This is a genomic window from Sinomonas halotolerans (assembly GCF_039615075.1).
Classification (GTDB): domain Bacteria; phylum Actinomycetota; class Actinomycetes; order Actinomycetales; family Micrococcaceae; genus Sinomonas; species Sinomonas halotolerans.
Genome location: NZ_JBDFRB010000007.1, coordinates 53777 through 68397, shown reverse-complemented (window position 1 = coordinate 68397; position 14621 = coordinate 53777). Strand labels below are relative to the sequence as shown.

The window sequence follows — 14621 nt, the reverse complement described above, 5'->3', positions numbered from 1 at the left end:
TCAGCCCCCGGGCCCGGCCCGGCCGGCCCGGCCGGCCCTCCGGGCCCGGCGGGCACGGACGAGGATGAACACCCGGTGGGCGAACACCACCACGCTCAGCCATGCGAGGCCGAGCAGCCATGCGGCGATCACGTCGGTGAGCCAGTGGTGTCCGAGGTACACGCGGGAGAGGCCCATGGCGAAGGCGTAGAGGGCGGCGACGGCGATCGCCGCAGCCCGGGGCCATGCGCGGCGGAGGTGCAGCGCCACGAGGTAGACGATGATCCCGGCGAGGACGGTCGCGTTGAGCGTGTGGCCGCTGGGGAACGACGGCGAGTACTCGAACGGCGGGACCGCAGAGGCGAGCGGAGGGCGGGCCCGCCCGGCCAGGTCCTTGCCGAACACCGTGACGAGGAGCGAACCCGCACCGGCGGCCGGGACGAGCACGAGCGCCCGCCAGTGGTTGGTGCGGATCGCGATGAGGATGGCGGCCGCGGCCGCGGCGATCGGGGAGATCAGCCCGCCCCCGAGGTTCGTGAACGCGGTGACGGCTGCGACCGACTCGGGCGTCCGGGCGGCGACTGCCGCCTCCAGGACGGGCTGGTCCATCGAGGCGAGCCGCCCCTTCTGGGCCACCGACTCGTACACCTCCCCGCCGGCCACGCTGAGTGCGAGCGTGAGCCCCGCCCCGATCGCGAGCAGCGCCCACATCGAGGCGTTGGGCCCCAGCCACCGGGCCAGGGCGTCGAGCAGACGGCGCACGCGTTCCTCCCCCGGTCGACTGGACCCGAACCTATCATTGGAGCCATGCCCACCGCCGATCCCCTGCGCCAGGACGCGCGCCACGAGGCCTGGATGCGACTGGCGCTCGAGCAGGCCCGCGCCGCTGAGTCGACCGGGGATGTCCCGATCGGCGCCGTCGTGGTCGGCCCCGGCGGCGAGGTGCTCGCCGTCGGGCGCAATGAGCGCGAGGCGTGCGGCGATCCCACGGCGCACGCCGAGGTGCAGGCCATCCGCGCCGCTGCCGCGCGGCTGGCGCACGACGGCGGCGGGGACGGATGGCGGCTCGCGGACTGCACGCTCGTGGTCACCCTCGAGCCGTGCGCGATGTGCGCGGGCGCGATCGTGCTCGCACGGATCCCGCGCGTGGTCTTCGGGGCATGGGACGAGAAGGCCGGTGCGGCCGGCAGCGTCTTCGACGTGCTGCGGGAGCGGAGGCTCAACCACTGGGTGGAGGTGTTCGGGGGTGTCCTCGAGCAGGAGTGCGGAGACGTCCTGCGGGCGTTCTTCGCCGCGCACCGTTCGGCCGGGGCCGATGCCTGAGCCGGACCTCACATTCCGGGCTCCGGGAGCGTCTGCACAGTGATGGACACGAAACAGCCTTTCGAGAAGCTCGTGGAGCTCCACGGCGCCACGGTGCTGCGGGTGTGCCGAGCCGTCGTCGGGCCTGTGGAGGCGGAGGACGTCTGGCAGGAGACCTTCATCGCTGCCCTCCGTGCCTACCCCGAGCTCCCGCCGGATGCGAACCACGAGGCCTGGCTCGTGACCATCGCGCACCGGAGGTCACTGGACTCGGTGCGCGCGAGCGGACGGCGCGCGGTGCCCGTGGACTCGGTGCCCGACCGGGCCTCGGCGCACGGCAACCCCGGCCCGCCGGACGGCGTGTGGCATCTTGTGGCGCAGCTGCCGGACAAGCAGCGCCGCGTCATCGCGTACCGCTACCTCGCGGACCTCCCGTTCGCGGACATCGCCGGGATCCTCGGGGGCAGCGCGGCCGCCGCCCGGCGGTCCGCGGCGGACGGGATCAAGAGGCTGCGATCGTCCATGGCCGAAGAGACACCCACAGGAGAGGCCGCACCATGACCACCACCGACTGGACGCCCCCGTCCGGGGCCGTGGACCTCGTGTTCCCGACCCACGCCACCGCCATCGAGCCCGGCGCGCTCGATCGCCTGCGCGCGTCGCTTGCCCAGGAGGCGAGCCGCGAGGGGGTGCTGGACATCGCCTACCGCGTGGTCGAGTCGCCGCTGGGAGCACTCCTCCTGGCCGCAACGGAGCGAGGCCTGGTCCGCGTGGCGTTCGAGCGCGAGGGCCACGACGCGGTCCTCCAGCAGCTGGCCGTGCGGCTGAGCCCGCGCATCCTCGAGGCTCCTGCACGGCTCGGCGCCGCATCCCGCCAGATCGAGGAGTACTTCGCGGGGCGGCGCCACGCCTTCGGCCTCCCGCTCGACCTGAGCCTGTCCTCCGGGTTCCGCCGGACCGTCATCCAGCACCTCGAGCGGATCCCCTTCGGGCGGACTGAGAGCTACACCGAGGTTGCCCGGGCGGTGGGGAGCCCCAAGGCGGTCCGCGCGGTCGGCACGGCGTGCGCCACGAACCCTCTCCCGCTCGTCGTCCCGTGCCACCGTGTGCTCCGCTCCGACGGCAGCCTGGGCGGCTACCTCGGCGGTCTGGAGGCGAAGACAGCGCTCCTGTCACTCGAGTCCGCGGCAGCATGAGCACGCTCTTCGGCGACGAGCTCCTGTCCCGGCCGCGCCGCGAAGTGGCGCCGGGCGCCGTGCACGTCCCCGGATGGCTGCGGCCCGACCAGCAGGCATGGATTGCCGACCGGTTCCGGGAGTGGGCCGCCGGCCCCGTGCCCCCGCGCGCGGCCCTCGTCCGGGGCCACCCGATGTCCGTGCGGACCGTGTGCCTCGGATGGCACTGGCAGCCCTACCGCTACACGCGGGAGGCCACCGATGTGAACGGCGCCAAGGTCCTTCCCCTGCCGGACTGGCTCGTGCGGGTCGGGCGCCTCGCTGTGGCCGAGGCCTACGGGACGGACGGGCTCGCGGGCGGCGGCCTCGAGTACACCCCGGACGCCGCGCTCGTGAACTTCTACGATTCCGAAGCGCGTATGGGGATGCACCAGGACAAGGACGAGGCCTCGCTCGCGCCGGTGGTCTCGCTGTCCATCGGCGACAGCTGCGTGTTCCGGTTCGGCAACACGCAGACCCGCGCGAAGCCCTATCAGGACCTGACTCTGGAGTCCGGGGACCTTTTCGTCTTCGGCGGGCCCTCGCGGCTCGCCTACCACGGCGTGCCGAGCACCCTCCCCGGCACCGCACCTCCGGGGTGCGGCCTCGAGTCCGGCCGCATCAACATCACACTGCGGGCCACCGGCCTGGAATGAACCCCGGGTCCACCGCACCCGGCATGTGAGAGGAAGGCACAGCACGATGGGCGAGACTGCACTGGTCACCGGAGAGGACGGACTCCTGCGTCCATCCTGGGCAAGCGCCGACGCGCTCATGCGTGAGTACTACGACACGGAATGGGGCATGCCCGTGCTCGACGAGCAGGGCCTCTACGAGCGGATCTGCCTCGAAGGCTTCCAGGCCGGGCTGTCCTGGGCGACGATCCTGCGCAAGCGCCCGGCCTTCCGGGACGCATTCGCCGACTTCGACCCGGACGCCGTCGCCACGTTCACCGACCAGGACGTGGAGCGGCTCATGCGCGATACGGGAATCGTGCGCAATCGGGCCAAGATCGCCGCGGCCATCACCAACGCGAGGGCCACGATCGCGCTGCGCGAGGAGGGCGGACTCGTCGACTTCGTCTGGGGATTCAAGCCCGAGCGGACCCCTGAACCGCGCAGCTTCGCCGACATCCCCTCGACCTCACCGGAATCGGTCGCCCTCTCGAAGGCCCTGCGCAAGAAGGGCTTCTCCTTCGTCGGGCCCACCACGATGCACGCGCTCATGGAGGCGATCGGGATCATCGATACCCACCTCGTGGGCAGCCATCGCCGCGGCAGCTCGGGGATCTGGCCACTCGCGGCGGGCGGCTGAACTCTCCGGCGGGGGCCTCATCCGCCGATGGGTCCGCCGGCCGAGGGGTGCTGCCAGGGCCGAGGGGTGCCGTCAGGTGGAGCGCTTCGCCCGGACGCGCCTGATGACCCATATCGCCACGGCCACGCCCATCGCCACGAGGACGAGGTTGCTGAACCCGCCGACATAGGGCCGCACCGACTGCCACTTCTCCCCGAGCAGATAGCCGGCCATGATGAGGCCGCCGTTCCAGAGCAGGGAGCCTCCTGCGGTGAGGAGGGTGAAGAGCACAGGGCCCATGCGGGTGATCCCGGCCGGGATCGAGACGAGGCTGCGCACCACCGGGACCATCCGGCCGAAGAAGACGCTGCTCTTGGCGTGCTTGCCGAACCAGGCTTCGGCCTTCTCGACGTCCTCGAGCTTCATGAGCGGGAGTCGGCCGAGGAGCCGGTGGGTGCGCGCGCGCCCCAGGAGCGCCCCGACGGCGTACAGCGCCCATGCGCCCGCAAGGGACCCGGCCGTGCACCACAGGATCATCTCTACGACGCCCAGGGGGCTCTTGGACGCGGTGAAGCCGGCCAGCGGAAGGATGATCTCGCTGGGCACGGGCGGGAAGAAGCTCTCGAGAGCGATGAGCAGGGCGGCGCCGAGGCCGCCGAGCTGCTCAATGATGCCGACGGCCCAGGCCCCGAACCCGCCGAGCTGTTCTGCAGAAGACGATGCGGCGAGAACCAGGACTCTTCCTTTCCTTCGGGGGTGCTCCCACGAGACTACCCACTCATCGCCAAGGCCCCGGGGCGGCCCGCCGAGCCCGGGCTGTGGCCGGTTTGGACCTGCGGCGAGCACCCGGTAGAGTGGATGCCTGCTGGTGGTGTGTCCGAGCGGCCGAAGGTGCATCACTCGAAATGATGTTTGGTGTAAAAGCCAACGGGGGTTCAAATCCCTCCACCACCGCCCAGCACGAAGGCCCCTGCGGCCCCGGAATACCGGGGATGCAGGGGCCTTTGTCATGCGGTCCGGCTGACCATGCTTCCGGGCTACCGTGCTGACTGGTTTGCAGCCGAAGCCGCCCGCCAGCAGCCGTCAGGCTGCCGGCGGGCGGCTTCGAGGAACGGGCCCGGGCGGCCCCCGAAGGAGCCACCCGGGCTGAGGCGTCACGCCGCCGGGTAGGCCTTGGGCAGGCGCATGCCGCGCTCCGCCATGAGGTCACGGAGCACGTTCGGGTAGTCCGTGATGATCCCGTCCACGCCCATGTCGATGAGCGCTTCCATGGTCGCGCGGTCATCGCACGTCCACGGGATGACCTTGAGGCCGCGGGCGTGCGCGTCCTCGATCATCTTCTCGCTCGGGTAGAAGCGGAAGCCCGGCTGGCCGACCTTGCCGTTCTGCGGGAAGCCGTAGTTCGGGGACAGCGCCGTGACGCCCTCGATCGAGGCGGCAGCAGCGACGAAGTCGCCGCCGAAGTCGTCCGCGTCGATCCCGCCGAGCCACGGCGAGGCGCCAGGCTTGCCGACCTGGAGGAAATCGTAGTTGGTCAGCGCCACGAGGGGCAGGTGGGGGGCGATGCGGTGCATCTCCTTGAGCGCGCCCCAGTCGAAGGACTGGATGGTGACCTGGCGGTCCATGCCCGCCGCTGCGATCTCCTCGTAGACCCGGCTCACGAAGAGCTCGCGCGGGGCAGTCTGCTCGGGAGCGCCCGCCTCGACCTTGGTCTCGATGTTCATCATGACGCCCTTGGCATCATGGGCCTTCACCACGGCGAAGATGTCCTTGAGCTCGGCCATCTTCACGCCGGAGACGACCTCCTGCTCCGGGTAGCCCGGCAGCTGCTGCCAGCCGCAGTTGAGCGTCCTGACCTGGGCGAGGGTGAGGTCCTTGATGTACTTGCCCACGTACGGGTACATCGTGTCCCCGGGGGTGACGGGGGCGGTGTCGGCGCACTTGCGCGCCTGGACCTGGCGGTCGTGGGTGACGACGACGGCGCCGTCCTTGGTGATCTGCGTGTCGAGCTCGAGGGTCGTGACACCGAGCTCGAGGGCCTTCGCGAAGGCCTGCGGGGTCTCCTCGGTGGTCATGCCGAGCCCGCCCCGGTGTGCCTGCAGGTCGAAGTGGGTCTTCTGCGGGAGCACGGCCTGGGGGTGCGGGGCAACGGTGGTGTCGGTAGCGGCGACGGCGGGGAGCGCTGTGAGCGCGAGGGCGCCGGCCGCGGCAAGGGTACTGACGGTGGTCAAAAGCTTCTTAGCCATGCCCGGGAGACTAGGGAGCGATCCCTGACCAGCGGTGTCCAGATTGTGAGATCCGGGCAACGCCCAGGTGAACGGCTGGCGCCGCGCTCCCCGAGCGCCGCAGTAGACTTGAACCGCCCTGCCGGGCCTGTGGACGCCAGGGCCACACCACCGGCGGGAAGCCAGAGAGCCCGGCCGGCGCCCGCCACAGCCCGAGGCCAGACCCCGAGGAGGTGCCGTGCACACCGCGCGCGAGACCCCTTCGGTGCCCGTGCCCCCCTCCCTGCGCGGCGGCAATGCCGTGCGCTGGATGCGGACGACGGCGATGGCCGGCACCGTGACCGCGCTCGCCGCCGGAGCACACGCCTGGGCGGGAGGGTCCCTCCCGCATCCGACGGTCCTCGCGGCACTCCTGGCCCTCGTGGCACTGGGCTCGACGCTCCTGGGCCGCGTCACGCTGCGCCTCCCCGCCCTGATCGGCGTCCTGGGAGCGGGCCAGCTGGCCCTGCACGAGGCGTTCACCCTGCTCTCGATGCCCGCGGCCGTGCCCGCGGAGGCAGCGAACGCGCTGGCATTCGGCCGCCACCAGCACGTGGGGGATGCCGTGTCCGCGCTCGCCTCGTCCCACCCCGCTGCCGGGGCGGCCGCGCCGGAGCACGCCCATGCGTCCTGGGCCATGGTCGCGCTGCACGCGGTCGCCACCCTGGCGTGCGCGGCGGTGATCCGCCAGTCCGAGCTCGCGCTCACGGCACTCGCCGAGTGGATCCGGCCGCTCCTGCACCTGCCCCAGCCACCCGCCGTCGTGCCTGCCCCTGCGCCTGCTGCGGCGCCCCCGTACCCCGTGCAGCGCGCTCTCGCGTGGCGGACCCTCGCGCCCCCGCCCCTGCGCGGCCCTCCCCCGGCAACCGCCTTCGCCTGAGTCCCGCGCCTCCCGGCGCATCCCTCCCGCCGCGCTCGCCGCGCACCCCCGTGCCGAGCGCCGGCGTCCTTGGCGCGCGCCCGCGCGCCGCGAAAGGCACTGCCATGAACACCGAGAACACCACCACTGCCGGCACCCCGATCACCACGCCGAGCTCCCGGAACACCCGGACCGCCCGGACTGCCCGGGCCGCTGCCCGGGCGCGGAACGCCCGCGTCCTCCTCGCCCGCGCGGGCGCTGCAGCCGCCGCGAGCGCCGCACTCGCGCTCTCGGGGGCCGGTGCGGCATCCGCGCACGTCTCGATCGACCCGAGCGCCACCGAGGCAGGCGGATCCGCCCTCCTCGCGTTCGGCATCCCGCACGGCTGCGGTGAGAGCCCCACAAGGCAGGTCGCGATCACCCTCCCGGAAGGCATCAACGACGCGACGCCGACCGCCCACGCCAACTGGACAGCACGGAAGGTCACAGAGAAGCTCGGCACCCCGATCACCACCCCGGACGGCGCCACGATCACCGAGCGGACCTCGCAGATCGTCTACACGGCCATCAAGCCGCTGCCGGCGGAGCTGCGCGACGACTTCGTTCTCTCGGTGAAGCTCCCGGCGGACGCCGCGGGCAGCACCCTCCGCTTCCCGACGCTCCAGACCTGCACCGAGGGCAGGACGGACTGGGCGCAGGTCCCGGCCGAGGGCGGGGGGCACGATGCCGTGGAGTACCCCGCGCCGTCGATCGAGGTGACGTCCGCGGCAGCCAGCGGGCACGCAGAGGATGGGCACGGGGAAGGCGGGCACGCGACGGCCGGTTCGGACGACGGCGACGCCTCCTCGCCGATGGCGGGCGCCTCGGGCGCGGAGTCGGCAGGATGGGCGGGCCTCGTGGCGGGCCTCGCGGGCCTGGCCATGGGGACGCTCGCGTTCGTGCGCACGCGCTCTCCGCGCGGCTCGGCCTGACACCGACGGCGGAGTGCTGAGCGCCGCCGCGGGTCCCGCTTCAGGGCAGGGCCCGCGGCGGTCCGGCGTCCGGCGTCCCGGATCAGCTGGGCGGCCTTCACTGTGTGCGCCGAGCGGGATTCGGTGCTGGGATGGACCCATGAGCACTCCAGCGAACCAGCCACGCCCTGCCCGCCGCGCCGTCGTCACGGGCGCGAGCTCCGGGATCGGCGAGGCCACCGTGCGCCACCTCGTCGACGCCGGATACTCCGTCCTCGCGGTTGCCCGCCGCCGGGAGCGCCTCGAGGGCCTCGCGGCCCGCACCGGGTGCGACATCCTCGCCGCGGACATCACGGACGACGCCGACGTGGCGCGGATCGCCGAGGCCGCAGGTTCCGTGGAGGTGCTCGTGAACAACGCCGGCGGCGCGCGCGGCGTGGAGAGCATCGCGGAAGCCGACCTCGAGAAGTGGCGGTGGATGTACGAGGTCAACGTGGTGGGCACGGTGCGCGTCACGAAGGCCCTCCTCCCCGCGCTGCGCGCGTCCGGCGGGGACGTCGTGGTGGTGTCCTCGATCGCTGCGGACGTCTCCTACCCCGGCGGCGGCGGGTACTGCGCCGCGAAGCACGCGGAGCGCGTGGTCTCGGAAACGCTGCGCCTCGAGCTCGTGGGAGAGAAGGTGCGCATCATCGACATCGCGCCGGGCCTGGTCCACACCGAGGAGTTCTCGCTGCGCCGCCTCGGAGGGAACCAGGAGGCCGCCGATCGCGTGTATGCGGGCGTTCCGGACCCGCTCACGGCGGACGACGTGGCCGAGTGCATCGTGTGGACCGTGCAGCGGCCGCGGCACGTGAACATCGACCGGCTCGTGGTCAAGCCGGTCGCGCAGGCCGCGCCGCACCTCGTGCACCGCGATCAGTGACGCCCGCCGGCCGCGCGGATCCGCGCGGCCGGACCGTGACACGGCGCACGGGAGCTTGACGCGCGTGTGACAGGAGTGAATCGTGGGATTATGACTCGCCTCTCCCGCGCCGCTGCCGTCCTCTCGCCGCTCGTGCTGGCCGCGGGCCTGGCAGGCTGCGGGCTCCCCGGCCCCTCGGCCACGAGCCCCTCGCCGACCACGGAGGCCACGAGCCCGAGCCCCTCGGCCAGCCCGTCGGCGTCGTCCGCCTCGCCGAGCGCCTCCGGAACCGCCACGAAGGCGGCAGGCGGGACCGCGCGCTGCCTCTCCACCCAGCTCAAGGGCTCCCTCGCGCCCGGGCAGGGCGGGGCGGCGGGCACTGTGTACCAGAAGATCGTGCTCAAGAACGTCTCGAAGACCGCGTGCCTGCTCGAGGGCTTCGCCGGGGTGTCGCTCACCGCGGGCCCGGAGGGCAAGCCCATCGGCGCGCCCGCGGACCGCGACCAGGCCACCGCGGTCACGCCGGTGGTGCTCGCTCCCGGCGAGTCCGGCGCGGCGGAGTTCGGGCTGCGCCAGGCGCGCACGTTCACCGGCTGCACCGTGGTCCAGGCCGCCGGGCTGCGCGTCTACCCGCCGGAGGACTACGGCTCGGTGTTCATCCCGGCGCCCGCCGCGGCGTGCAGCAACGCGGACATCCACCTGCTGACCCTCCGCGCGTTCCAGCCGGCCTAGCGGCCTGCCGCGCGCGCTGCCGGGCCAACGCGGTGCCGGACCGAGGAGTGTCGGCGGGGTGCGGGATGATGGTGCGGTGACGGACGGACCGGACGGAGTTGCGGCGGTGGCCGCGGGCGTGATGCAGCGCTTCGGCGCGGCCACGCGCGAATGGTTCCTCGGGGCCTTCCGCGAGCCCACGCCCGCCCAGACCGGCGCCTGGGACGCGATCTCCTCGGGCCGCCACGCGCTCGTCGTCGCCCCGACCGGCTCGGGCAAGACGCTCGCGGCGTTCCTGTGGTCCCTCGACCAACTCATCGCACGGCACCCGGGCGCGCACGACGGCGGGGAGCCGCCTCCCGCCGCGCCCCTCCCCGGGCTGGAGCAGGCAGGCGGCAGCCACCCCGACGAGAGCACCGCGGAAGGGGGCGGCAGGGCGGCAGGCGGGCGCCGGCGTCGTGCGCCGAAGAACAAGACCAAGGTGCTCTACATCTCCCCGCTCAAGGCCCTCGGCGTGGACGTGGAGCGCAACCTGCGCGCGCCGCTCATCGGGATCGCGCAGACTGCCAAACGCCTGGGCCTGCCCGCGCCCGAGGTGAGCGTGGGGGTGCGGAGCGGGGACACGCCGTCGTCCGACCGGCGCGCGCTCCTGGCGAACCCGCCCGACATCCTCATCACGACGCCCGAGTCCCTCTACCTCATGCTCACCTCGCAGGCGCGCGAGACGCTCGCGGGGGTCGAGACGGTGATCGTGGACGAGGTGCACGCCGTGGCCGGGACCAAGCGCGGGGCGCACCTCGCGGTCTCCCTCGAGCGGCTCGACGCGATCCTGCCCAGGCCCGCGCAGCGGATCGGGCTCTCGGCCACCGTGGAGCCGCGCGAGCTCGTCGCCCAGTTCCTCGCGGGGCGCGCGGCGTGCGAGATCGTGGCGCCGCCGGCCAAGAAGACGTGGGAGCTCACGGTCACGGTGCCGGTCGAGGACATGAGCGACCTCGCCGGCGCCGCCGCAGCGCATGACATGGGGCCGGCCTCGGGGCTGCAGCCCAGCGCGTCGATCTGGCCGCACGTCGAGGAGAAGATCGTCGACCACGTGCTCGCGAACCGGTCCACGATCGTGTTCGCGAACTCGCGCCGCCTCGCCGAGCGGCTCACCGGCCGGCTCAACGAGATCTACGCCGAGCGGACCCAGCCGAGCGTGTGGGACGAGCCTCTGCCCGCCTCGGAGCGCGGGCTCACCACGGCGGGAGCAGCCGCCGGGGCGGCCGCGGCGGCGGTGGCCACGCGCACACCCGCCGAGATGATGGCGCAGGCCGGGCAGACCTCGGGCGCGGAGCCCGTCCTCGCCCGCGCCCACCACGGCTCGGTGTCCAAGGAGCAGCGCGCCCAGATCGAGGACGACCTCAAGTCCGGCCGGCTGCGCTGCGTGGTCGCGACGAGCAGCCTCGAGCTCGGCATCGACATGGGGCTCGTGGACCTCGTGGTCCAGGTCGAGTCGCCGCCCTCCGTCGCCTCGGGCCTCCAGCGCGTGGGCCGGGCCGGCCACCAGGTCGGCGAGGTGTCCCAAGGCGTCCTGTTCCCCAAGCACCGCGCAGACCTCGTGCACACCGCCATCACGGTCGAGCGCATGCTCGCCGGGCGCATCGAGGCCCTCCGCATCCCCGCCAACCCGCTGGACATCCTCGCGCAGCAGACCGTGGCGGCCACCGCGCTCGGGCCGGTGGACGTCGAGGAATGGTTCGACGTGGTGCGCCGTGCCGCGCCCTTCGCGACCCTCCCGCGCTCCGCCTTCGACGCGACCCTCGACCTCCTCTCCGGCAAGTACCCCTCGGACGAGTTCGCCGAGCTGCGGCCGCGGATCGTGTGGGACCGCACCGAGGGGACCATCGAGGGCCGGCCCGGTGCGCAGCGCCTCGCCGTCACCAGCGGCGGGACCATCCCGGACCGCGGGCTGTTCGGCGTGTACATCATCGGGACCGAGCACGAAGGCGGCGGGGGCACGGCGGCCGCGCAGGCCGCGCGCGGCGGACGGCGCGTGGGCGAGCTCGACGAGGAGATGGTCTACGAGTCCCGCGTCGGAGACGTGTTCGCGCTCGGCGCCACGAGCTGGAAGATCGAGGACATCACGCACGACCGCGTCCTCGTCACCCCGGCCTTCGGCCAGCCCGGCAAGCTGCCCTTCTGGAAGGGGGACGGCCTGGGCCGCCCCGCCGAGCTCGGCCGGGCCCTCGGCGCCTTCCAGCGCGAGGTCTCCGGCGCGGACCGGGACCGCGCCGCCGCCCGCATCGAGGCCGCGGGCCTGGACGCGTTCGCCGCCGGGAACCTGCTGGCCTACCTCGACGAGCAGAAGGAGGCCACGTCCGTCGTCCCCAGCGACAGGACGCTCGTGGTGGAGCGCTTCCAGGACGAGCTCGGCGACTGGCGGTTGGTGCTCCACTCCCCCTTCGGCATGCCCGTCCACGCCCCCTGGGCCCTCGCCGTGGGCCGCCGCCTCCACGAACGCTACGGACTCGACGGCTCCGCCATGGCCGGGGACGACGGGATCGTACTGCGCGTGCCCATGATGGAGGACGAGCCGCCCGGCGCAGACCTCTTCGTGTTCGACCCCGACGAGCTCGAGGGGATCGTCACCGAGGAGGTGGGCGGGTCTGCCCTCTTCGCCGCGCGGTTCCGCGAATGCGCCGCCCGTGCGCTCCTGCTCCCCCGCCAGAACCCCGCCAAGCGGCAGCCCCTCTGGCAGCAGCGCCAGCGCGCGTCCCAGCTCCTCGACGTCGCCAAGAAGCACCCGACCTTCCCCATCATCCTCGAGGCCGTGCGCGAATGCCTCCAGGACGTCTACGACCTCCCCGCCCTCCGTGACGTCGCCGCCGCCGTCGAGCGCCGCGAGCTTCGCCTCGTCGAGACCACCACCCAGCAGCCCTCCCCGTTCGCCCGCTCCCTCCTCTTCGGCTACGTGGCGCAGTTCCTCTACGAGGGCGACTCCCCCCTCGCCGAGCGCCGCGCCGCTGCCCTTTCCCTCGACCCCACGCTGCTCAACGAGCTCCTCGGCCGTGCCGAGCTCAGCGAACTGCTCGACGCGAAGGTCATCGAGCAGACCGAGCGGGAGCTGCAGCGGCTCGCCGAAGACCGGAAGCTCAAGGGCCTCGAGGGCGCGGCGGACCTGCTGCGGCTGCTCGGGCCTCTGTCCGTTGATGAGGTGGCCGAGCGGCTCGTTGACGACGGCGAAGCTCACCTCCGCGCCTCCGACGCTCGTGCGCACCTCGTCGACGTCGCGGGTCACCTCGAGGAGTTGGTCGCGGCCCGCCGCGCCCTCTTGGTTTCTGTTGGTGGGGTGGAGCAGTATGCCGCCATCGAGGATGCCTCGCGGCTGCGGGATGCTCTGGGGGTTCCGCTGCCCATTGGGGTGCCGCTCGCGTTCGTCGAGCCCGTGGCCGATCCGCTCGGCGACCTCGTCGGCCGGTACGCCCGGACCCACGGGCCCTTCACGGCAGGCGAGGCGGCGGCCCGGCTGGGACTCGGCGTCGCCGTCGTCCACACCACCCTCAAGCGGCTCGCCGCGGACGGACGGGTCATCGAGGGCACCTTCCGCCCGGCCGCGCCGGCAGCGGAAGGCGAGCCGACAGCAAGCGGCGGCCCCGTCCCCCCTTCAGTCGCGGAGGCGACGACGCACCCCAGCGCCGTCGCCCGCGAGGAGTGGTGCGACGCCGAGGTGCTGCGGAGGATCCGCCGCCGCTCCCTCGCGGCGCTTCGCGCGGACGTGGAGCCCGTGGACCAGGCGGCGTTCGCCCGGTTCCTCGCGGCGTGGCAGCACATCGGCGTGTCCGGAGGCCGGGCGCGGGGCACGCTGCGGGGGCACGACGGCGTGCTGACCGTGGTGGACCAGCTCGCCGGGGTGCCGGTGCCGGCGAGCGCGTGGGAGCCGCTCGTGCTGCGCTCGCGCGTCTCGGACTATTCGCCGGCGCTGCTGGACGAGCTCATGGCGGCGGGCGAGGTGATGTGGACCGGCGCCGGGTCGATGCCCGGGCACGACGGCTGGATCACCCTGCACGTGGCCGAATCGGCGGCGCTCACGCTCTCGCCCGACCCGGAGTTCGAGCCGGACGACGCGCAGCAGCGCGTCCTCGACTTCCTCGCCGGCGGGGGCGGCTACTTCTTCCGGCAGCTCGCGGCGGCGGGGTCCGCAGGCGCAGGCTCGGCGGAAGCGGAAGCGCCCCTGTCCGACCAGGCCGCGGTCCAGCTGCTGTGGGACCTCGTGTGGGCCGGCCGGGTCACCGGCGACACGTTCGCCCCCGTCCGGGCGCTCCTCGACGGGGGGAAGGGCGGCGCGCACCGGCAGCGGGCCAGGACGCCGCGCGCCCGCACGTACGCGGGCCCACTGCGCGGCGGGCGGCTGCCGCGCGTGGGGCGGCTCGGGGCCGTGGCCGGCAGCGGCTTCGACGCTCCCGCCGCCACCGTGCCGCCCATGGCGGCAGGGCGCTGGTCAGCGGTGCCGCTGACGAGCCTCGAGACGACCGTGCGGATGCACGCCCTCGCCGAGCTCCTCCTGGACCGCTACGGGATCCTGACCCGCGGCTCGGTCATGGCGGAGGGCATCCCCGGCGGGTTCGGGCTCCTGTACAGGGTGCTGGCCCGGCTCGAGGAGTCCGGGACCTGCCGCCGCGGGTACTTCGTGGACCGGCTCGGCGCCGCGCAGTTCGCCGTCCCCGCCACGGTGGACAGGCTGCGCACCTTCGCGCGGGACGATCCCGGCTCGCCGGACGGGCCTCCCCGCGAGGCGCTCGCCCTCGCCGCGACCGACCCCGCCAACCCGTACGGCGCCGCGCTCGCGTGGCCGGAGGTCCCCGGCGCCGCGACCGGCCACCGCCCGGGCCGCAAGGCGGGCGCGCTCGTCGTGACGGTCGACGGCGCGCTCGCCCTGTATGTGGAGCGCGGCGGCAAGACGCTGCTCGCCTTCACGGAGGACGACGCCGTGCTGGCGCCGGCCGCGGAGGCGCTGGTCGGCGTCGTGCGCTCGGGGGCGGTGGACAAGCTCGCCATGGAGAAGGTCAACGGGCACGACCTCCTCGACACGCCGCTCGCGCGCGCCCTGACCGCGGCGGGGGCGTACTCCACCCCTCGCGGAGTGAGGATCCGGCCGTGACGGGAGGGGGC

The 14621-nt window shown here is 73.6% G+C and carries 13 protein-coding genes and 1 tRNA gene; 11 read left to right on the top strand and 3 right to left on the bottom strand.

Annotated features, from left to right (window positions below; translation table 11 throughout):
- Positions 1-741 carry a phosphatase PAP2 family protein gene (locus tag ABCQ75_RS09825; RefSeq protein ID WP_345885140.1) on the bottom strand — a complete coding sequence of 247 codons (741 nt, stop codon included), beginning with the start codon at positions 739-741 and terminating at the stop codon, positions 1-3.
- Between the two features lie 45 nt (positions 742-786).
- On the opposite strand from ABCQ75_RS09825, the gene tadA reads away from it, so the two are divergent.
- Genes tadA through ABCQ75_RS09800 form a run of 5 tightly spaced genes read left to right on the top strand, consistent with a single transcriptional unit; the run spans position 787 to position 3809 of the window.
- The gene (gene tadA / locus ABCQ75_RS09820; RefSeq protein ID WP_345885138.1) at positions 787-1302 is read left to right on the top strand and encodes a tRNA adenosine(34) deaminase TadA; all 516 of its coding nucleotides are present in this window, start codon (positions 787-789) and stop codon (positions 1300-1302) included.
- Positions 1303-1344: 42 nt separating this feature from the next.
- Complete coding sequence (locus ABCQ75_RS09815) at positions 1345-1842, top strand: RNA polymerase sigma factor (RefSeq protein WP_345885136.1); 498 nt, start codon at positions 1345-1347, stop codon at positions 1840-1842.
- Positions 1839-2477 carry a methylated-DNA--[protein]-cysteine S-methyltransferase gene (locus tag ABCQ75_RS09810; protein ID WP_345885135.1) on the top strand — a complete coding sequence of 213 codons (639 nt, stop codon included), beginning with the start codon at positions 1839-1841 and terminating at the stop codon, positions 2475-2477. Before ABCQ75_RS09815 ends, ABCQ75_RS09810 begins: the two co-directional genes overlap by 4 nt.
- The gene (locus ABCQ75_RS09805; RefSeq protein WP_345885134.1) at positions 2474-3151 is read left to right on the top strand and encodes an alpha-ketoglutarate-dependent dioxygenase AlkB family protein; all 678 of its coding nucleotides are present in this window, start codon (positions 2474-2476) and stop codon (positions 3149-3151) included. Before ABCQ75_RS09810 ends, ABCQ75_RS09805 begins: the two co-directional genes overlap by 4 nt.
- A 46-nt stretch (positions 3152-3197) precedes the next feature.
- On the top strand, positions 3198-3809 hold the full coding sequence (locus ABCQ75_RS09800) for a DNA-3-methyladenine glycosylase I (RefSeq protein ID WP_345885133.1): 612 nt from the start codon (positions 3198-3200) through the stop codon (positions 3807-3809).
- 72 nt (positions 3810-3881) lie between these two features.
- Here the strand turns inward: ABCQ75_RS09800 and ABCQ75_RS09795 are convergent, their stop codons facing one another.
- Complete coding sequence (locus ABCQ75_RS09795; RefSeq protein WP_345885131.1) at positions 3882-4394, bottom strand: DedA family protein; 513 nt, start codon at positions 4392-4394, stop codon at positions 3882-3884.
- A 261-nt stretch (positions 4395-4655) separates the two neighbouring features.
- Here ABCQ75_RS09795 and ABCQ75_RS09790 point away from each other — a divergent pair.
- Positions 4656-4742: transfer RNA gene (locus ABCQ75_RS09790), tRNA-Ser, on the top strand.
- Positions 4743-4942: 200 nt separating this feature from the next.
- Here ABCQ75_RS09790 and ABCQ75_RS09785 read toward each other — a convergent pair.
- Positions 4943-6034 carry a glycerophosphodiester phosphodiesterase family protein gene (locus ABCQ75_RS09785; RefSeq protein ID WP_345885129.1) on the bottom strand — a complete coding sequence of 364 codons (1092 nt, stop codon included), beginning with the start codon at positions 6032-6034 and terminating at the stop codon, positions 4943-4945.
- Between the two features lie 217 nt (positions 6035-6251).
- On the opposite strand from ABCQ75_RS09785, the gene ABCQ75_RS09780 reads away from it, so the two are divergent.
- The 5 genes from ABCQ75_RS09780 (at position 6252) to ABCQ75_RS09760 (ending at position 14610) form a co-directional block, all read left to right on the top strand.
- Positions 6252-6932, top strand: a complete 681-nt coding sequence (locus ABCQ75_RS09780; protein ID WP_345885127.1) for a hypothetical protein — start codon at positions 6252-6254, stop codon at positions 6930-6932.
- A 104-nt stretch (positions 6933-7036) separates the two neighbouring features.
- Positions 7037-7882 (top strand): YcnI family protein, encoded by an 846-nt coding sequence (locus ABCQ75_RS09775; protein ID WP_345885124.1) that lies wholly within the window; start codon positions 7037-7039, stop codon positions 7880-7882.
- 139 nt (positions 7883-8021) lie between these two features.
- Positions 8022-8783, top strand: a complete 762-nt coding sequence (locus tag ABCQ75_RS09770; protein WP_345885122.1) for an SDR family NAD(P)-dependent oxidoreductase — start codon at positions 8022-8024, stop codon at positions 8781-8783.
- Positions 8784-8873: 90 nt separating this feature from the next.
- On the top strand, positions 8874-9494 hold the full coding sequence (locus ABCQ75_RS09765; RefSeq protein ID WP_345885120.1) for a DUF4232 domain-containing protein: 621 nt from the start codon (positions 8874-8876) through the stop codon (positions 9492-9494).
- Positions 9495-9615: 121 nt separating this feature from the next.
- Positions 9616-14610 carry an ATP-dependent helicase gene (locus tag ABCQ75_RS09760; RefSeq protein WP_345885282.1) on the top strand — a complete coding sequence of 1665 codons (4995 nt, stop codon included), beginning with the start codon at positions 9616-9618 and terminating at the stop codon, positions 14608-14610.
- Positions 14611-14621 lie beyond the last annotated feature (11 nt).